This window comes from Thiovibrio sp. JS02 (genome assembly GCF_053485635.1).
Genome location: NZ_CM130715.1, coordinates 482,828 through 501,315, shown reverse-complemented (window position 1 = coordinate 501,315; position 18,488 = coordinate 482,828). Strand labels below are relative to the sequence as shown.

22 protein-coding genes are annotated in these 18,488 nt (G+C 58.6%); 11 read left to right on the top strand and 11 right to left on the bottom strand.

The annotated features are described in order from the left end of the window. Positions 1-363 precede the first annotated feature (363 nt). The 8 genes from ACUUL3_RS02490 to ACUUL3_RS02455 all read right to left on the bottom strand — a co-directional run bounded on the left by ACUUL3_RS02490 (position 364) and on the right by ACUUL3_RS02455 (position 9,370). Entirely contained in the window at positions 364-672 is a 309-nt protein-coding gene (locus ACUUL3_RS02490) for a hypothetical protein (RefSeq protein WP_448554262.1), read from the bottom strand. 68 nt (positions 673-740) lie between these two features. Beyond that, positions 741-956: a hypothetical protein gene (locus ACUUL3_RS02485; RefSeq protein ID WP_448554260.1), complete on the bottom strand. Its 216-nt coding sequence runs from the start codon at positions 954-956 to the stop codon at positions 741-743. Positions 957-1,336: 380 nt separating this feature from the next. Continuing rightward, positions 1,337-3,127, bottom strand: coding sequence for a sigma-54 dependent transcriptional regulator (locus tag ACUUL3_RS02480; protein WP_448554259.1), 1,791 nt, complete (start codon positions 3,125-3,127; stop codon positions 1,337-1,339). A 38-nt stretch (positions 3,128-3,165) separates the two neighbouring features. Further along, positions 3,166-5,196 carry a PAS domain-containing sensor histidine kinase gene (locus ACUUL3_RS02475; RefSeq protein ID WP_448554257.1) on the bottom strand — a complete coding sequence of 677 codons (2,031 nt, stop codon included), beginning with the start codon at positions 5,194-5,196 and terminating at the stop codon, positions 3,166-3,168. 47 nt (positions 5,197-5,243) lie between these two features. Beyond that, entirely contained in the window at positions 5,244-6,065 is an 822-nt protein-coding gene (locus ACUUL3_RS02470) for a rhodanese-like domain-containing protein (RefSeq protein ID WP_448554256.1), read from the bottom strand. Positions 6,066-6,178: 113 nt separating this feature from the next. After that, complete coding sequence (locus tag ACUUL3_RS02465; protein WP_448554255.1) at positions 6,179-6,964, bottom strand: sterol desaturase family protein; 786 nt, start codon at positions 6,962-6,964, stop codon at positions 6,179-6,181. 25 nt (positions 6,965-6,989) lie between these two features. Continuing rightward, positions 6,990-7,340: a cytoplasmic protein gene (locus ACUUL3_RS02460; RefSeq protein ID WP_448554253.1), complete on the bottom strand. Its 351-nt coding sequence runs from the start codon at positions 7,338-7,340 to the stop codon at positions 6,990-6,992. A gap of 137 nt (positions 7,341-7,477) precedes the next feature. Next, complete coding sequence (locus ACUUL3_RS02455) at positions 7,478-9,370, bottom strand: PAS domain S-box protein (protein ID WP_448554251.1); 1,893 nt, start codon at positions 9,368-9,370, stop codon at positions 7,478-7,480. A 221-nt stretch (positions 9,371-9,591) separates the two neighbouring features. On the opposite strand from ACUUL3_RS02455, the gene ACUUL3_RS02450 reads away from it, so the two are divergent. Genes ACUUL3_RS02450 through ACUUL3_RS02440 form a run of 3 tightly spaced genes read left to right on the top strand, consistent with a single transcriptional unit; the run spans position 9,592 to position 10,976 of the window. After that, on the top strand, positions 9,592-10,119 hold the full coding sequence (locus tag ACUUL3_RS02450; RefSeq protein ID WP_448554249.1) for a mechanosensitive ion channel family protein: 528 nt from the start codon (positions 9,592-9,594) through the stop codon (positions 10,117-10,119). Between the two features lie 18 nt (positions 10,120-10,137). After that, a complete protein-coding gene (locus ACUUL3_RS02445; RefSeq protein WP_448554247.1) occupies positions 10,138-10,773 on the top strand; it encodes a DUF4126 domain-containing protein in 636 nt (211 codons plus the stop codon). Between the two features lie 32 nt (positions 10,774-10,805). After that, positions 10,806-10,976: a YqaE/Pmp3 family membrane protein gene (locus tag ACUUL3_RS02440; protein ID WP_448554245.1), complete on the top strand. Its 171-nt coding sequence runs from the start codon at positions 10,806-10,808 to the stop codon at positions 10,974-10,976. A gap of 177 nt (positions 10,977-11,153) precedes the next feature. On the opposite strand, the gene ACUUL3_RS02435 is transcribed toward ACUUL3_RS02440, so the two are convergent. Then, the gene (locus ACUUL3_RS02435; protein ID WP_448554243.1) at positions 11,154-11,765 is read right to left on the bottom strand and encodes a DUF116 domain-containing protein; all 612 of its coding nucleotides are present in this window, start codon (positions 11,763-11,765) and stop codon (positions 11,154-11,156) included. 592 nt (positions 11,766-12,357) lie between these two features. Between ACUUL3_RS02435 and ACUUL3_RS02430 the strand changes: the two genes are divergently transcribed. Beyond that, on the top strand, positions 12,358-12,543 hold the full coding sequence (locus tag ACUUL3_RS02430; protein WP_448554241.1) for a hypothetical protein: 186 nt from the start codon (positions 12,358-12,360) through the stop codon (positions 12,541-12,543). Here the strand turns inward: ACUUL3_RS02430 and ACUUL3_RS02425 are convergent. Continuing rightward, entirely contained in the window at positions 12,527-12,931 is a 405-nt protein-coding gene (locus tag ACUUL3_RS02425; protein WP_448554239.1) for a flagellar export chaperone FliS, read from the bottom strand. The two genes, ACUUL3_RS02430 and ACUUL3_RS02425, sit on opposite strands and share 17 nt — an antisense overlap. A gap of 256 nt (positions 12,932-13,187) precedes the next feature. Between ACUUL3_RS02425 and corA the strand changes: the two genes are divergently transcribed. From corA to ACUUL3_RS02390, 7 genes are all read left to right on the top strand, one after another. Then, the gene (gene corA, locus ACUUL3_RS02420; protein WP_448554237.1) at positions 13,188-14,270 is read left to right on the top strand and encodes a magnesium/cobalt transporter CorA; all 1,083 of its coding nucleotides are present in this window, start codon (positions 13,188-13,190) and stop codon (positions 14,268-14,270) included. A gap of 8 nt (positions 14,271-14,278) precedes the next feature. Beyond that, on the top strand, positions 14,279-14,521 hold the full coding sequence (locus tag ACUUL3_RS02415; RefSeq protein ID WP_448554235.1) for a lipopolysaccharide assembly protein LapA domain-containing protein: 243 nt from the start codon (positions 14,279-14,281) through the stop codon (positions 14,519-14,521). Between the two features lie 372 nt (positions 14,522-14,893). Then, positions 14,894-15,349 (top strand): SET domain-containing protein-lysine N-methyltransferase, encoded by a 456-nt coding sequence (locus ACUUL3_RS02410; protein ID WP_448554233.1) that lies wholly within the window; start codon positions 14,894-14,896, stop codon positions 15,347-15,349. Further along, entirely contained in the window at positions 15,336-15,737 is a 402-nt protein-coding gene (locus tag ACUUL3_RS02405) for an SET domain-containing protein (protein ID WP_448554231.1), read from the top strand. The genes ACUUL3_RS02410 and ACUUL3_RS02405 overlap by 14 nt, the downstream gene beginning before the upstream one ends. A gap of 123 nt (positions 15,738-15,860) precedes the next feature. Beyond that, positions 15,861-16,133, top strand: a complete 273-nt coding sequence (locus ACUUL3_RS02400) for an HU family DNA-binding protein (protein WP_448554229.1) — start codon at positions 15,861-15,863, stop codon at positions 16,131-16,133. 114 nt (positions 16,134-16,247) lie between these two features. Beyond that, positions 16,248-16,727, top strand: a complete 480-nt coding sequence (locus ACUUL3_RS02395; protein ID WP_448554227.1) for a GDP-mannose mannosyl hydrolase — start codon at positions 16,248-16,250, stop codon at positions 16,725-16,727. A 32-nt stretch (positions 16,728-16,759) separates the two neighbouring features. Further along, the gene (locus ACUUL3_RS02390; protein WP_448554225.1) at positions 16,760-17,530 is read left to right on the top strand and encodes an SDR family oxidoreductase; all 771 of its coding nucleotides are present in this window, start codon (positions 16,760-16,762) and stop codon (positions 17,528-17,530) included. A 48-nt stretch (positions 17,531-17,578) separates the two neighbouring features. Here the strand turns inward: ACUUL3_RS02390 and ACUUL3_RS02385 are convergent, their stop codons facing one another. Beyond that, the gene (locus ACUUL3_RS02385) at positions 17,579-18,247 is read right to left on the bottom strand and encodes a response regulator (protein WP_448554223.1); all 669 of its coding nucleotides are present in this window, start codon (positions 18,245-18,247) and stop codon (positions 17,579-17,581) included. Positions 18,248-18,488 lie beyond the last annotated feature (241 nt).

Genomic DNA, 18,488 nt, shown 5'->3' with positions numbered 1-18,488 from the left:
ACGAAATCCGGCGACACCTCCTGTGCCGCGCAGCCCGTTTTTCAACGGGCTGCCATCCATGAAGTTTACGCTTGCGATGGGATCGGCACGCAGGCAGTCACTGTTTTGTCCGTTCGGGGAGTCAAGTGCCCAGGCTCGGAAAAGGCATGACCATTCCGCCAGACAAGGAGAGGCGGGATCGGGGAAACAGCGCAAAATTCAGGAGAGGGGGCCTGTCCGTAACACCGCTGGCTCGCCGGAAGGGCAGGGAGGTTGCCATCCGTCGAAGCGACATTCACCGGACTTTTTCCGGCCCTTGCCTGGACAGGCACAAAAAAAGCCCGGCTTTCGCCGGGCTTGAGGGAGGGGACTACGGGAAGGTTATCAGTGTTGGCCGGGAACCGTAACCTTCGGGGTGTTCACATACTTGAAAAATACCGGGAAGGCGAAGAAGAAGGCCACGCAGATCAGGTACTCAACCCCTTTGATGTGGGTGTAAAAATCCACCAGGGTCGCCTGTTCGCCGATCAGCCCGATGGCAACCATGTACTGACGCAATACTTCGCTCGCCCCGCTCTGCGAGAGGCTGTAGGTCAGCGCGCTCAAGGCCCACAAGCCGATCACCGCACCGATCCCGCCGATTATTCCCATGAAAACTCCTGCGCCCTTGCCTTCAACCATTGCTTTTGCCATTGTCGTCACTCCTTGTTTCATTTGCTGATTCTTATATCGGTCACCAGTCTTCAACTGTGTGTTTCCCTTCAAACTCCGGTTACCGCCGCGAACCATGCCCGGGCAAGTTCAACAATGCCGCCCATCCGGCTCATCCCGCTGACCAGACACGCCAGGCCCCAGGTGCCGATCAATACCGCCAGGGTCAGGATCACACCCATTGTCGCCTGGGAGGCGCCCGCACCGATTGCACTCTGATCAATTTCGCCGAGGCCGATTCTTTCCCGCTCTATTGTTCTCTTCATGGTGTGCCTCCTATCTTATTGGATTCGTGTCCGTATTCGCTGATTGCTTCCCTTTGACCAGTTAGAATTGCATGGCCCGTGCCAGCCCTGCGCTTTTTCCTGCGGCAACTTTCCAGCAATCATTGATAAATAATTGATTTCAAAGAAAATAAAAAATTATGCATTTTTCAGCCACCGCAGTGGCCCGGCGGGTCAGCCAATGGGAAAAATGTTTTATTTCAGCAAGTTACAGCGATTCAACACGGAAGGACCAGGGAACGGCGGGGATTGCACGATGGCGGGCCTGGAAATACAAAAAGTGTTGCACCCGACCCTAGGTGCAACACTTCAGCTGTTGCATGTGTTGCAAAAGTGTTGCAGGTGCAACACTTCTCTTTTGCTTATTCCAGCCCGTGGGATTTCATTTTCCGGTAGAGGGTGCTGCGGTCTATGCCAAGAAGCCGGGCGGCCTTGGCCTTGTTGCCGTCGGTTTGCGCCAGGATGCGGCCGATGCGCTCAGCCTCGCTCTCGTGGGGGATGATTGGCGCCAGCCCGTCGTCGGCCGCCTCACGGTCTTCTCCGTTCTGGGGGGAAGCACCTGTTGCAGATGCAACACGTGCCCAGCTCCGCACCTCGTCGGGAAGATTGATGGTGGTGATGGTATCGTCGGCGCACATCACGCAGGCCCGCTCCATCACATGCTCAAGCTCCCGGACGTTGCCGGGCCAGGGATAAAGACCAAGCAGTTGCAGGGCCTGATCGGAAATGCCGGAAATGGACTTGCCCAGCCGTTTACTGAAACGCTCGATGAACATCGCCACCAGAATGGGAAGATCGCCGTTGCGGTCGCGCAGGGGCGGCAGGGTTATATCCACCACCCGCAACCGGTAGTAGAGATCTTCCCGAAACTCTCCCCGCTCCACCTTCTGCTTCAAATTGGCATTGGTTGCGGCAATGACCCGGACATCCACGGTTATGGGCCGGTCTTCGCCAACCGGATAAAAGGTGCGTTCCTGAAGAAACCGCAGGAGACGCAACTGCATGAGGGAAGAAATATCTCCGATTTCATCAAGAAAAAGGGTGCCCCCGTCCGCCTGGAGAATACGCCCTTCCCGATTGCGGTCCGCGCCGGTGAAAGCTCCCTTCTTGTGCCCGAAAAGCTCTGACTCCATCAAATTTTCCGGGATGGCGGTGCAGTCGAATTTGACCAGCGGCATGTCGCGGCGCGGGCTTTCCGCGTGCAGGGCCTCCGCCACCAGCTCCTTGCCGGTTCCTGACTCGCCGGTGATGAGCACGGAGGTGTCCACCTGGCCGACATTTTCAATGAGGGTGTATACCGTCTGCATGGCGCGGCTTGCCCCGGCCAGGCGATGAAAATAGGTGCGCTTCCCCCTTTTTTCAAGGGCCTCCAGGCGGCTCACGTCCCGAAAGACCAGAACCACTCCCAGGAAATTGTCATCATGATGGCTTTCGAGCGGGGCGGCGCTGAGCCGGAATACCACATGGCTGCCATCCTCAAGATTCACCTCGACCCGGTGCTCGCTCACCTCTTCGCGACGGTCAAGAACCTTGCGGACATCCCCAGCGAAGATGGCAAAAGGACCGGACAGCGCCGCCAGGGAAAATCCCACGGTCAGCCCCGGCATGTGGACCGCGGCCCATTTCTTGGCCTGGTCATTCATCTGCTCCACGCGCAGATCGCGATCCACGGCAATGATCATGTCCCGGACGCTGCGGAAAATCGTTTCAAGGTACTGCTGATAACGCTCCTTTTCCTCGGTGAGCCGCTCCTTCTCCTTCCATAACCCGTATTGCTGCAGGGCCATGCGGGCGGTGCGGAGCAGATCGGCCTTTTTCACCGGCTTGGCCAGGTAGTCGAAGGCCCCGAGCCGCACCGCCTCCGAGGCGGTGTTGATATTGGGATACCCGGTGACCATGACCACCGGGCATTGCAGGTCAAGCTCACGCACCCGCCTGAGCAGGTCTATGCCCGAGGCGCCCTCCATGACGATATCGCTGATGATCAAATCGAATTCCTGCTTTTCTATGTAGGCGATGGCCTCCTCAAAGGTCGAAGCGGTCACCACCGGCCCATACCCTTCCCGGCCCAAGAACATCTGAAAGGTCAGGCGCAGGCTCTCTTCGTCATCGACCACCAGTATGGCCGTTTCCGCTTTGTCCAGATCGATCATAGCTGCTCCTTTTACCATCTATTTATAGGGATAATCCATTACGATTCATTGCGGTTCAACCCATGGGCCGGCAAATCCACGATCATGGTGGTATGGCTGCCGGGTTCGCTGCTGACGCTGAGAAAGCCCTGGAAATCTTTGACAAGCCCCTGACTGATCGAAAGCCCGAGCCCAGTCCCCTCTCCGGGTTTTTTCGAGGAGAAAAAGGGCTCGAAGATGTGGCTGAGGATCTCGGGCGGAATGCCGATGCCGTGGTCTGTAATCGCGGTGCGCACGTAGCTTTTTTCGGCAAGAACCAGGGTGCTGCATTCTATTTCCAGCTTTTTGTCGGGATCGCGGCCCGAATATCTCAGGTTCAGGGCGTGGCGGGCATTGCTGAGCAGATTGAGAAACACCTGCTGCAGCTGCTGGGGGTTCACCTTGATCTCCGGCAGATCCGGCGGGATGTTCACGGCGATATGCACACCATCCTTCTGGAACTGGTGTTTGATCAGGGCCAGGGAGTCGTTGACCACCGATTCGATGTCGACGACCTGCGCCTCCTCGTCACGTTGCCGTGCGAAAAAGAGCAGATTTCTGACGATATAGGCAATCCTTTCCCCCTCCTTGATGATCCGGCCGAGAACCTCGACTTCCGGGGCCTGGGGGGAAAGATCGTCCTGAAGAATCTGGGCGTAATTAATGATGCCGTTGATGGGATTGTTGATCTCATGGGCCACGCCGGCGGCAAGTTCGCCGATGGAGGCGAGCTGCCCGGCCCGCATGGTTTCGGCCCGATATTTCTTCTCCTCGGTGACATCACGGAGAAGGATCAGACACTTGGTTTCGCCGTCAATGTCGGTGAAAGGCACATAACTCTGCTCATAATGGCGGGCATCGGACATGATCTCTTCGGTGCGCTGGATTTCGCCGTGTTCGATGGCGGCATGCATACGGCACACCTCGCAGGGCTCGTCGCGCTGCTTGTAGACCTCGTAGCATTTTTCGCCGATCTTGTCGCCGAAGATCCTGCGCAGGACATCGTTCTGGTATTCGATGATGAAATCATGGTTGAGGATATGCATGCCCTGGTCAAGGGCGGCGAGGATGCCGCGAAACTTGTCGCGTTCGGTGCGGAGCTGCCGGTCCACTTCCTGCCGCACCGTGATGTCTTCGAAGCTTTCCACCCCGCCGATGACCTGGCCGTCCGCATCCCGAAGCACATCGGCGTTTTTGCTGATGGTCCGCACCAGGCCGTCCTTGGTTTTGATCTTGCAGATCTTGCCGAGGATGGGTTTCGCCACCTTGGGAGAAAGCACCCCGCAGCCCTTGGTGCAGGGATCAAGGGCGAAGATGCTGCACGGCTTGCCCAGCACCTCCTCCGCCGTAAACCCGGTTACGCTCTCGGCCTTGTTGTTCCAGCTGGTGATCTGCCGGTTCAGGTCCACGGTGAAGATGGCGCTGGGGATAACCCTGTAGACAAGGTCCGCATGCTCCAGGGATTGGATGAGCTGATCCTCGGCCCAGCGCCGCTCCTGAACCTCCAGACGCAAGGAGGTATTGGCCTTCTGCAGTTCCCGGGTCCGCTCCTCGACCCGGATTTCCAGCTCGGCATGGCTCTTTTTCAAGGCTTCGGAGGCAAGCCGCCGCTCGGTGACATCCCGCAGGGTCTCGATGATCCCGAGCAGCTCTTCGCCTTCGCCCCACAGGGGAGAGGCCACCACCTCGTAATGGCGCAGCTCCCCGGTTTTCAAAGTGATATCCTGTGAAACCGTCACGGTTTTCCCGGTTTCCAGCACATCCATGAGCGGACAGCTCCGGCCGGCCTGGCTGCAGGTTCGATCCATCCCGAAGAGCACACTGTAACAATGGGAGTTTTCCGCGAATTTATTCTGCAGGGTCCTGGCCACGGGAAACTCGCGGGCCGCCTGGTTGATGAGCTTTACCCGCATGTCGGTGCCGATCACCAGAACCGGATCGCCCACACTGTTGATGACCGATTGCAGAAAGCGGAGATGGTTCAACAGCATGCGGCCAATGGCCCGCCTGTCCTCCTTCGCGACCCTGCGGTCATTGCTTCGAAAACTCATCGCCTCTCCCGTAAGCTTTCAGCCGGAATCTCCGGCCCCCCGCTCCGTTACAGCACCCTGTCCATCTCCTCGGCCAGATAGGCAAGATGCATTTTCTCATCATCGGCCAGGCGCAAAAAGAGCGCGCCGGTCTCCTGTTTCCCGCTTTTTCGCGCCATGCGGCCATAAAGATCCAGGGCCTGGGTCTCAAGCATCATGGCCAGCTCAAGAATATCCCTCCTGCTCTCGACAAGGGCCTCGACCCGTTTCACAAAGTCCTGGACCCGGCGCCCCCCTTCCATGATTCCGGTCATGCCCCTGGCCGGCATCTGTTCCTGGCCATGGACCCGCTGATACTCGGCGAGCAGCCCGGCCTTATGCCTGTCCTCGAATCCGGCCAGTCGGAGATAGAGTTTTTTCCGCGCCTCATCCTGGTCCCGGTCGGCCAGAATGCGGTAGAATTCCTGCAGGCCCTCCTCCATGGCATACGCAAGGCTGACGCCGTCGTCGAACTCCTCGTCTCCGCTGAAGAACTCGAGCCCGGCCTCTTCCGGCCCCCTTGCCTGAAGTCCCTCCCAGGCCTTGATGCCGCCGCTCAGGTTGAAAACGCTTGCAAAATCCTTGCCAGCCAGCAGCTGCGCCGCGACCTTGCTCCTGCCCCCGACGGCGCAATAGACGATGGTGGGTTTGGCCTTGTCGAGTTCGTCCAGGCGATCCGGCAGCTCCTTCAGGGGAATAAGAACGGCGCCGGCCAGGTGGCCCTCCTCGTACTCCTTGGGCTGCCGCACATCGAGCAGTTGGTACTGCCCGGCGTTTTTTCCCTCCATGTACTTCCTGGCCTCGCCGACGGTAAGGTTGCTCACCGGCACAAAAAGATTTTTCCAGTTCATGGTTCGCTCCAGACACGTTTCAACGGGATCAACTCCGGCCCGGACCCGCCCCGGACCGCTTTTTTTTTTTTTGAAATCACACCCCAGCGGACCGCTGAAAAACCAACAGGCCGCTAAAGACTTTTCCTGGTAAAGGGCATGACAAGCAGATGCCGGAAATCGAGCTTTTCGATCTTCCGGTGCGACCCGATGCCGATGACAATCGATTCCTGGGCAACCTCGGTGGTCAGGGTGCCCAGCATCCGATCCCAGATGGAAAAAATCACGCCGTAGTTGGAATCCCGCTCCCTGATCTTCACGGAATGATGGATACGGTGCAGAAACGGCGGCACAAAGAGCAGGGCCCACCAGCGCTCGAACTCACCATTCACCCGGATGCTGCTGTGGTGGAACTGCACGGACAGATTCACCAGCAGCTCGAAAAGCGCGTAGGCGGTCAAGCCGATGCCGAAGGTGTGGATCACCGCCAACCGGATCAGTCCGGTAACGAGGAACTCGCCGAGATGAAAGCGGCTGGCCGTTGAAACATCCATATTGAGGTCGCTGTGGTGCACCCGGTGGAAACGCCAGAGAAGCGGAAGGGTATGGGTGAGCTGATGCCAGAGGTAGATGAAGAAGTCAAGGATCAGAATCCCCAGGCCGATCTTCAGCCAGGCCGGGAGCTCATAGGCGTTCAGCAGGCCCAGCTGCCTACGCTCGACGTCATGGGCCATGGCCAGGATGCCGGCCGTATAAAGCAGATGGTAGAGGGTGCCGTTGAGTATCGAAAGCGGCAGGTTGCTGAGCCAGCGCCTGGGTTTGGAAATCGTCGGCTTCCGATAGGAAAAGCCCAGTTCCGCCAGGAGGAAGATTCCCATCCCGGCCCAGTAGAGGTAAGGCTTTATTGCGTAAAGATCCATGGCAGTCCTTGAACTCTCCTTCCCTTCAGATGGTGACGATGGTGTAGCCGGCGGCCAGGTACCGCGCCATGCCGGGATGCCCGCTCATCTCGTCGCAAAGCGGCAGCCCTGAAGCCTCGACCGCGGCCAGCGTCCCCATCTTGCCGGCGCAGGCCCGGCAGACGCAGTCGATGAGCCCGGCGGCCCTGACCCTGGCAAAAAGCGGCGCAAAGGGCTTGTCCGCCTCGACCAGCTCCGGGAGAAGCGCGGTCGCTTTCCCTTCAATGATCAGCTTCACCTCAAACCCCTTTTCCCGCATGTCAAGGGCGTTCAGGAGGGCATGGGCGAAGCAGGCCGGCTCGCCGGCAAAAGCAAAAATGGCAATTCTGGCACTCATGATCGTTCGCCTCCGGGATGGGATGTTATCGGGAAAACCATTTTTCGACCCAATTCTTACCAATCAGCACCTGACGGAGGGATCCATCTTCCCGGAATCCCACCTTCGCGGGCATGACGGTCCGCAATCCGCGCCGCTCACCCGGCGCGAAAGGACTGATCAAGAATCTTGCGCAACTTGGCGGCAAGCTCCCCCGGAGCCAGGGGTTTGCTGATGAAATTGCAGCGGGCCTGGGAAACTCCGTACGCATCGAGCATGGAATCGGTGTAGCCGGACATGAACAGCACCTGGGCAGCAGGCTGCATGGACTGCACCTTTTCGGCAAGCTCACGCCCGTTCATGCCCGGCATGATCACATCGACAAGCAGCAGATCGATCTTCACGCCCTCCTGGCCGACGATCCGCAGAGCCTCCCTGGTGGAGGCGGCCTCCAGAACCTTGTAGCCCATGGGTTCGAGGGAATGACGAACCACGCCGAGGATTTCCGGCTCGTCATCCACCACGAGAATGGTTTCGCTGCCCCGGAGCACCTCGCGCACCGCCTCGGAAACCACCGAATCCACCGGCGCCCTGGCCATGGGAAAATAAAGCCGGAAGGTTGTTCCGGCTCCGGGCTCGCTCTCCACCACGATGTAACCGCTGTGCTGCTTGACAATGCCGTAGGCGGTGGCCAAGCCGAGGCCGGTTCCCTTGCCCTGGGCCTTGGTGGTGAAAAACGGCTCAAAAATCTGCTCCTGCACCGCCTTGCTCATGCCCTCGCCGGTGTCCTGCACGGTGAGAACGACATAATGGCCGGGCTCAATGCTCGCAAAACTTGAAAATTCCTCTTTATCGATGATTTCCTCGCCGCAGGCCACGGTCAGTTCCCCACCGTTGGGCATGGCGTCGCGGGCGTTGATGGCAAGGTTGAGCAATACCTGCTCGATCTGATGCAGGTCGGCCAGGATCCTGGCCGGCGAAGCGGCCACCGCGACGATAAAGTTGATATCCGGATGAATCAGGCGCCGGATCATCTTGCTCAGATTGGTGACCATGGCGTTGAGGTCAATGACCCGGACATCCACCACCTGATGCCTGCTGAAGGTGAGCAGCTGCCTGGTCAGAGCCGCCCCCCTGATCCCGGCGTCGCGGATGGCGCGCAGGGCCTCGGCCAGGGGATCCTCCTTGGCCAGGCGCATGAGAGAAAGCTCGCTGTAACTTAAAATCGTGGTGAGCAGGTTGTTGAAATCGTGGGCCACGCCACTGGTGAGGCGGCCCACCGCCTCCATCTTCTGGGATTGCAGCAACTGGGCCTGCAGTTTTTTTTCTTCGGTGACGTTGCGGAAGATGCAGCGGGCAAACTGCGGCTCGCCGCTCAGGTAGCGACAGTTCGCCGACCCCTGGAGGATGACCTTTTCGCCGCCCTTCGTGACAAAGACGGTTTCGATCTTCTCCAGCCGCCCCTTGGCGATGACGTTCCGGAAGGTATCCAGGCAATGATCGGAACAGTCCGGATCGATGAGGTCGAAAATGGTCAGCTTGGCCACCTCTTCCTCGCTGTAACCGAAGGTGGCCCGCCAGGCGGGATTGACAAAGAGAAAGTGGCCGTCGGGCCGGACGATCTGGATGATATCGCTGGCGCTCTCGAAGAGTTCCCGATACTGCTCCTCGCTTTCCCGGAGCGCCCGTTCCATCTGCTTGCGTTCGGTGATATCCCGGGCGAAAACCGAGATATAGCCATGGGAATCAAGAGAGATGTGGACGGCGCTGACATCCTTGTCGACAAGACGGCCATCCCTGGTCCGATGGCTGGTTTCGAGCTGCAGACTGCCCTGCCGCCTGATCTCGGGGAAGAAATCGGCAAAGCCGGGACCGAGGGTGAGATCGACATCGGCAATGTGGAGGGAAAGCAGCTCCGCTTCCGAATAGCCCAGACTCTTTACCGCGGCCTCATTGACATAGCCGAATCTGCCTTCGGTATTGATGAGATAAAACTCGACGCTGGCCGTGTCGACCACCCGCTTGAACAACCTGTACAGTTCCTTTTCCACACACGCTCTCCCGGTTGGGCCCCAAAGGGGCATCGGTCCCATTGGCGATGCCGGACGATCCCCATTATACACACCTCTCGTCCCAAGAGCGAGCACGGCAAACGGAACCGCGCCATTTTCCTTCTTTTTTTTGCTTTTGACTTTTCCTTTTGTTCCATACTACAAAAAAGAAAAAACAAAAGCGCCGGCCAAAACAGATCATCGTTACCTAAAGGCATGCCATGGATTTTTCCGCGCAAACACTCTGGTTCTGGATTTCCAACTTCTCCCTCAAGACCGTCGCCGCGATCCTGATCCTCCTGACCGGCGGGGTGAGTGGCACGATCAGGCAGATTTCCATATTCAACACCGAACTCTCCACCCCGGACAATCAGCAGGTACTGGTGCCGAACAGTGCCATCATGGGCAACGTGATCACCAATGTCACGGCCAACCCCACCCGCCGCATCGACCTGACCGCCAGCATCAGCTATGGCGAAAATATGCGGAAAGCCAAGGATGTCCTCGCCCGCATCCTCAAGGAGGAAAGTCGCGTCCTGGCCTCCCCCGCCGCCGTCGTTGCCGTGGCCGAACTGGGCGCGAACAGCGTCAACCTGGTGGTGCGGCCCTGGGTGAACACCGGGGATTACTGGGATGTCCGCTTTGACCTGACGGAAAAGATCAAGGCCGAGTTTGACAGGGAGGGAATCGCCATCCCCTTTCCCCAGCAGGATGTGCATCTTTTTGTGGAAAAACAGCTCGCCGGATAACCGGCGGAAGGGGAATCCATGGAGCAGCTCACCCAGATCGCCGGCATCATCTCCCTGACCATGGGGATCGCCTGGGCCAGCGGCATCAATCTTTACGCGGCCATCCTCATGCTGGGCCTGCTGGGGACAACCGGCAACATCATCCTGCCGCCCGACCTCCAGATCCTGAGCAACCCGCTGGTGATCATGGCCGCGGCCGTGATGTATCTCATCGAGTTTGTCGCCGACAAGATCCCCGGCGTCGACAGCGGCTGGGATGCGCTCCACACCTTCATCCGCATTCCCGCCGGCGCCCTGCTGGCCGCGGGCGCCGTCGGCGAAGTCAACCCGGCCCTTTCCCTGGCCGCCGCCATCCTGGGCGGTGGCATGGCCGCCGGCAGCCACGCCACCAAGGCGGGCTCCCGCCTGCTGATCAACGCCTCGCCCGAGCCGGTCAGCAACTGGCTTGCTTCGCTCTCCGAGGACGTTCTGGTGGTGGCGGGCCTCTGGGCGGCATTGCACCACCCCTTTCTCTTTCTGCTCCTGCTCGTCGCCTTCCTGATTTTCATGGTCTGGCTGCTGCCCAAGGCATGGCAGGGGCTGAAAAAAATCTTCGCTTTCCTGGGCCGGCTTGTGAACAACAGGGGCAGGCCGACCCTGCCCCCAACTCCATGATCATCGCCAATTTCCAAGGGAAGGAGAAACAGATGGACCTGATCAAGATTCTGCTCGCGATTTTCCTGCCGCCCGTGGCCGTTTTTCTCAGCATCGGCCTGGGGCTTCATTTCTGGATCAACATCATTCTCACCATCTGCGGCCTGTTGCCCGGTTCGGTGCATGCCCTCTGGCTTCTGCTGAAGAAAAAGAAAGGGCATTGAAATAAAAAAGGGCGCCCCGCCGGGGTTCGCCCTTTTTCCGCGCCATGCTCAATGACCCGCAGATCAATTCAGCTCTTTGTCCAGCCAGTACCTGTTCCGGCAATGGTCGCCCGCAGGGCCGCGCCCGCCTCGGTAACGGAATTGAGGAAAGAATGGAGGAAACAACTTTGACGGCGTTCAGGCCGGCGCCCGGATCAGGGCGGCAAGCTCCTCCCAATCGACATCGCTCTGCCGGCAGTTGCAATTTTTCAACAGACAGACCTGGGGAATCACCTCCCCTCCTCCATGTCCGCCCAGGGTGCCCCTGGGTGAAAAATTTTCCGGCCGCAGGTACTTCTCGCGCAAATCACGGCTGCACAGACAGCCGACCACCCCGCGCGGCCTGAGCCGCTCGATCTGGCCCATGAGAAAATCCCGGCTCCGCAGGACGCCTTCCTTTTTGTGGATTTTGCCGCTCACCACCACCAGCACCTCCAGATAGCCCAACCCTCGGGCCATCTGCCGCATCTCCTGAACGCGGCAGGGAATGGCGCAGTCTTCGGCGCAGATCAAGCCCCTGGCCGGATCAATATCCGTGGGGCAGCCTTCCGCCCGCAAACAGTAGGGAAGAAAGAGGATCCTTTCCGCATAGGGAATCCGGACGAATTTCCCATAAAAAAAACGGTTGCCGGCCGCGACCACCTTGCGGACGTAGGCGTCCTTGTCCATTTGCGGGCGCAGCCTGCTCAGGGGCTTATAGAAAAAAACCAGCAGGGGGAGGGAGAGCCAGGGCGGGAGGGAGGAGATCATGCAGCCTATTCTATTCTTTGCCAATGGCATACGTCGTTGAGAAAAAATCTTTCCTGACAGGATGTCGCCAAAAACCTTCCCGGCTTTTGGCGGTCACGCGCCCGCGGAAGTGCATTCTTCGAGCATCCACGTTTATAACGAGTCATTCTCGCGGGAATATCGGCGATCCATCCCCGGGCCGCTTACAGGCTGCCAAAAAACGGGTTTTCCGACGGCCTGCCGAATCTTACCATACTCAACAGCCGTGTGTCAGGAAGTTTTCCCCCCAAGACCGCTGGCCCATTCTTTTGGCATAAACCGGCCCGGCCGACAACCCGGAAACCGCAATACGCAACCCCCTGCAAACACAAGATAAAGAGCGAGACAGACGCAAGGACACAACATATAGCGTAGTTATCCCTTTACTTTGCCGGCGCAACCGCGATAGGATTTTATTGACGGTCCGTTGCAAACGCCGGGGATGGCTTTGTTGCGAACGGGACCGTCAAGACCCGTGCTCTGTTGCCGCCATTGCTTTGCGGCCTGCCAGAATCGGCATTTCGGGAAGCGAGGTTGTTCCGGCCGCATCCGACATGATTTGCGAGGTGAGACGATGACGCGACTTCAAATGCAGGGCATGCTGATCGGTTTCAGAAAAGAAAAACTGGCTCTTCCCCATGGGCATCCCCCCACCCTCCATCAGGACGGGCCACGCCCCCATGGGCTCTCCTGCCCATTCAGCGAGGAGACCAAGGGCGCCATGCGTCAGGTGGCGCGCTGGCTTATCCGCTATTTTTGATTTTTCCACCGCCCCCCCCAACCGGGCCGTGCTGATCGATGGCCTCCCAGGCGTCGTGCAACTCGCCCAGCCACTTCTCGGCCACCTGCACGTCTGCAAGGGAATTTTGCAGATTGGCCCGGCTCAACCGGGAGAGAATCAACCGATAGCTTTCCCGCAGCGGCCCGGCAGCCTCGGGGGTGCCGAAGTCGAGACTGTTGTCGAGATAGCCGACAATATCCATGGCCTTGCGCAACCCCGCCGCCTTGCCGGCGATATCGCCCCGGCCGAGGCAGTCCCGCACGCCGGCCAGATGAAAAAGGCATTTCTCAAAGAGGAGCACGACGCTCCGGACAGGGGTGCCGGTCTCGACCATGGTTTTCAGATACTGTTCGCCCGGGTGTTTCATGACGCACTCTTTGCTCCGCTGCCCAGTCCCGCCGCCGCGGGAAATTCTTCTGCTTCCGCCCCTTTCATCCTCGCACATCCCCCCGAAAATCCATAGCCGGTTTTTTTGCTCCCCGCGGCCGGGCCGCCACCCCGCAAACCGGAATATGGTATTAACTCCGCCCCGAAAATGTGCTACCTTTCAAAAAGAAGTCCAAAAAGAAGTCGCGCGGTCGAAATTCCATGGCAAGACAATCTCCGCGGCAAACGGAACGCTTATGCTGAAACTTGTCAGAACCTCCTCGAAGAAAGCCGGCCTTCCGCCGGGAAGCCCGATTTTCGTCGGCGAACGGGTTACCGAGGAGTTCGGTATCCAGGTTATCGATTACGATACCGAATCCTTTTCCGAGAGCACCCCTGCCCGGATCGAAGACTTCTGCGTCCTCAAGGAAACCCCGACCATGACCTGGATCAGGGTGCATGGCCTGCACGACGCCGAGGCCGTGAACCGCTTCTGCCTCAAATTCGGCATCCATGCCCTGACCATCGAAGATATCCTCCACACCAGCCAGCGCCCCAAAATCGATCATTACGACGAATACCTGTTCCTGGTCATCAACCTGATCAGCTACGACGAAAAAATCCAGGAAATGCGCATGGAGCAGATCAGCTTCGTGCTCGGCCCCAACTATCTGCTCACCTTCCACGAGAGAAACGGCGACATCTTCAACCCGGTGCTCGACCGCATAAGGAGCAACAAGGGCCGCATCCGGAAAATGGGGGTTGATTACCTCGCCTACTCTCTCCTCGACACGGTGGTGGACAATTTCTTCCTGGTCCTGGAAAAGATCGGCGAGGAGATCGAGGAACTCGAGGATGAACTCATCGCGGCCCCTTCCCCGGAAACCCTGCAGTATGTCCACTACCTGAAAAGAGAAATGATCCTGCTCCGGAAATCGGTCTGGCCCCTCAGGGAGGTGATCGGCGGCCTGCAGCGCGACGAAACCCAGCTCCTGGGCGATGCCATGCGCATGTACCTGAAGGATCTCTACGACCACACCATCCAGGTTCTCGATACGGTGGAAACCTTCCGGGACATCATCTCCGGCATGATCGACATCTATCTTTCCTCGGTGAGCAACCGCATGAACGAGGTGATGAAGGTGCTGACAATCTTCGCGGTCATCTTCATCCCCCTCACCTTCATCGCCGGGGTATACGGCATGAACTTCAACACCGCGGCAAGTCCCTTCAACATGCCCGAACTCAACTGGTTCTTCGGCTACCCCTTCGCCCTCTTCCTGATGGCAGGCACGGCCGCGGCCATGCTCGTGTACTTCAAAAAGAAAAAATGGTTCTGAGGATCGCGATGCGATTGAAAAAAAACCTGCTCATCGCCCTCTTCATGGTCATGCTGGTCTTCACTCTGCAGAACGCCGAACCCGTCGACATCCGCTTCTTTTTCTGGCAACTCACCCTTTCCCGGGCCCTGCTTCTCTTTGTCGTGCTGGCGGTGGGCTGCCTCTGCGGTTTTGTTCTCGGCACCTTGCGCAAGTCCAGACCCGTCTCCGGGCCTGGTGATGGCCAGCCCCCGGGCGGACAAGAAAATTAAAACAAAAAATCAACAAGCTACCACGCAAATTCTCCCTCCGCCCGGCCTCCGGCAGCCCGCGGACAGAGGGGGGGAGCCGCCTGCGGATCCCACGCCAAAAAACCATCACATCCACGCTATTTCAATACGATAGCCAAAAAATACCCACCCCATGAAATCTCATTGACAAGGCCCTGTTTATTTCTTAATAGCCAAGAATATCCAAACGCAGATACCGTAAAGGAAAAACGGCGAAAGTTTTTGACAGCAAAAAAAAATACCGCCTGCACAACATAAAATGCCAACCCGGAGGAAGCCTTCTCCCTGCTCCCTGCCGGGACCCTTTTATGTTGAAGGAAAGATCCGGCTTTTCTTTTTTCAAGGTGCCCCGTCATGCTTGTCGTGAAAACCTATCTTGCCCCGTCCAAGGTGCACGGGATCGGCCTTTACGCCGCCGAAGACATCCCGGCCCAGACCCCGGTCTGGAAATTCAACCGTTTCATCGACAAGATCATCAGCGAAAAAACCTTTCTCCGCATGTGCCGGCAGGTGGACCGCTGCTCACTCCAGCACCTGCTCAACTCCACCTACCGACGGAACGATAAATATTTTTACCTAACCGACAATGCCCGTTTCATCAACCATTCCGAAGCACGTTACAACATCGCCTTTGTCGACGATTTTACCGAGGTGGCAACCCAGCCCATCTATGCCCACGAGGAGCTGCTGGAAAACTACCTGCTTTCCTACGACAGCAGCGATTTTTTCTTCCAGGAAATGCGGAACCCCGACCCGCACACCTATCTGCTTTCCATTGCAACCGGCGGCAGGTCGCATGTTCACAATTGACACCTACCTCGACCGCTCCACCGTGCACGGCATCGGGGTTTTCACCGGCCAGGATCTTGCGGCAGGCCAGGTCATCTGGCAATTCAACCCCCTGGTCGATCTGGTTTTCAGCCCGGAGAAATGGCGGGAGGTGGAACAACACATTGCCCCGCAGAGCTTTGCCATGCTCCAACGGTACGCCTATAAGGAAAACGGCAGCTTCCACCTCTGCCTCGACAACGCCCAGTTCATGAACCACTGCGACGCAAACGCAAATGTGGCCAACGACCGGGACACCAACACCATGTTCGCGAAAATTCCCCTGAAAAAGGGGGAGGAACTGCTCTGTAACTATTTTGAATACAGTGACGACGATGATTTTCATCTCGAAGGCATAAGAGGAAGGTGAACTGCCGCCGGGCCAGCACGCCCATGATGATTGAGAGACCGCCCCTGCGTTATCCCGGGCCAGCCGAGAATCCGGATGGCCTGAAAACAGAAAACATCCAACAACGGAAAAACGGAGAACAGTATGAACAAAGCAGACCTGATCGCCTCCATCGCCGAGAAATCCGGCATGACCAAAGTCCAGGCCGAAATTTCCCTGAACAATCTTCTCACCATCATCGCCGACACCTTGAAAAAAGGCGACAGCGTGACCCTGGTCGGCTTCGGCACCTTTGCCGTGTCCAGCCGCGCCGCCCGCAACGGCAGAAACCCCAAAACCGGCCAGACCATGAAGATCCCCGCCAGGAAGGTGGTGAAATTCAAGCCCGGCAAAAAGCTTACCGACAGCGTCAACTGAGCGCCGTCAAGGGGGGAGGCGGCCGGCCGCCTCCCTTTCTCCCGGGTTGCCGGCCAGGCAAAAGAAAATCCCTCCGAAGATGAGAACCCGCCATCAACCAGCAGACGCAACCCCATGTCGAACAGCCCGTCTCCAAACAGCTTTCTCACGATCATCGACCAGACCCCGCTGGTCTCCGTGGATCTTGTCATCAAAAACCCGCAGGGAGAGGTTCTGCTCGGACTCAGGCGGAACAGGCCGGCCCGGGACTCCTGGTTCGTGCCCGGGGGCAGGATCAAAAAAAACGAAAGGATCGCCGCGGCCATCCAAAGGATCTCCCTGGCCGAGGTCGGTTCGGACCTTTCGGGGCGCAACCCGAAACTGCTCGGCGCCTTTGAGCACCTGTACGAAGACAACTATTTCAACGCCCCGGGCATAACCACCCACTACGTTGTCCTCGCCTTTCTGATAACCCTTGCCGACAACCTGACGGCCGCGCCGGACCCCCAGCACCTGACGTTGCAGTGGTGGTCCGTTGCCGCGCTGCGACAGAGTCCGCTGGTTCATCACTATACCAAGGCGTACTTCGCGGCAGAGGCGGGGGAAGACTGCTGAGACACCATTGTAAGGAAAAACAGGAACAGGAAATGGAGAATTTCAGCGGCCGGGTCATCGCCGTCACCGGCGGGGCCCAGGGGATCGGCAAGGCAATCGCGGGCAGGCTCCTGACCCGGGGCGCCGTGGTGGTGATCGCCGACATCGACGAAGAGGCCGGGCAGGAATGCCTGGCGGAATGGGGGTATCCCCGGAATGCGCTCCTTCTGCGCACCGACGTTGCCGAGGAAAAATCGGTGGCCGGCTGCATTGACGAAATCGTCCGCCGCTTCCTCCGCCTCGACGGGGTGGTCAACAATGCCGGCATCGCGAATCCCGGCGCCACCCCCATCGAAAAAACCCCTCTGACTGACTGGCAGCGACTGCTTGCCACCAACCTGACCGGCTGCTTTCTCATGGCGAAGCATGCGGTGCCCCATCTGCGCAAGAGCAGGGGCGCCATTGTCAATATCGCCTCAACCAGGGCCCTGCAATCCGAGGCGAATACCGAAGCCTACTCCGCGGCAAAGGGCGGCCTTCTTTCCCTGACCCACGCCCTGGCGATCAGCCTGGGACCGGAGGTCCGGGTGAACTGCATCAGCCCCGGCTGGATCGACACGCGGGCCTGGCGGAAGAAAGAACTCCGCGAATACGAACCGTTACGGCCCATCGACCATACCCAGCACCCGGCCGGAAGGGTGGGAACCCCGGAGGATGTCGCCGGCATGGTCGCCTTCCTGCTTTCCGCGGAGGCGCAATTCATCACCGGCCAGAATTTCATCATCGACGGCGGCATGACCCGAAAGATGCTCTATGCCCCATGAGCATTCCGGCGGCTTGTCCCGCCTCCGAGGAATCGGCCCCCCCGGACCTCAGGGCGGGGGCGGTGGGATCAGCCCCCGCTGAATGGCGTAGCGAACCAGATCGGCGGTCTTGCTGGCCCCCAGTTTGCGCATCAGGCTGGCCCGATGGTGTTCGGCGGTACGCTTGCTGATATTGAGCTTTTCGCCGATTCCCTTGCTGGTGATTCCCTCGGCCACCAGATGCAGGATCTGGAGTTCACGGAACGAAAGCACGGCCCCTTTGGCCGGATGCTCCTCCCGGCAGATGCCGAGGGGATCTTCCTGGTATTTTTCCGCGAAACGGGAGGAGATGACAAACCGTCCCCGCAATACCGAGGCAATGGCCGGCAGCAGTTCCGTGTCCGAATCCTCCTTGAGGATGTACCCGTTGGCTCCGGCCGAAAGGGCGGCACAGAGGTATTGTTCGTTCTTGTGCATGCTGAGGATGAGGATCTTCACCCTGGGGCAGAGCTTGCGAAGCAACGGAATCGCCTCTATGCCCTGCAGGTTCGGCATGGACACATCCAGGAGAATCAGGTCGATATCCCGGTTGCGTTTGAGCAGATCGAGGAGTTCAAGCCCGTCGGCCGCCTCGCCGACAACCCGCAGGGCGGGCTCCGCTTCGAGCATTTTCCTGATCCCGAGCCGCAACAGGGTATGATCGTCGGCCAGGAGCAGGCGGTATGATGCCAGTATCACCCTGCCGCCCTCCCCGGGCCGCGGCCCTGCTCCGCAAAACAACAGGCCTGTTTTCGCCGCCCGGCTCCTCTCCTTTTTTCCCACGCCCTTGCCGCCGGCGAAACCGAACCAACCATTTGCATGCGCCTTTTTTTACCGGTTAACGAATATTTTCCCGCCCGACATTCCCGCAGTTCAAATACCCGTTGCCGCAAAAAAGAGCAACCAAAAAATACGTAGTTATACCTATCGGAATACAAAG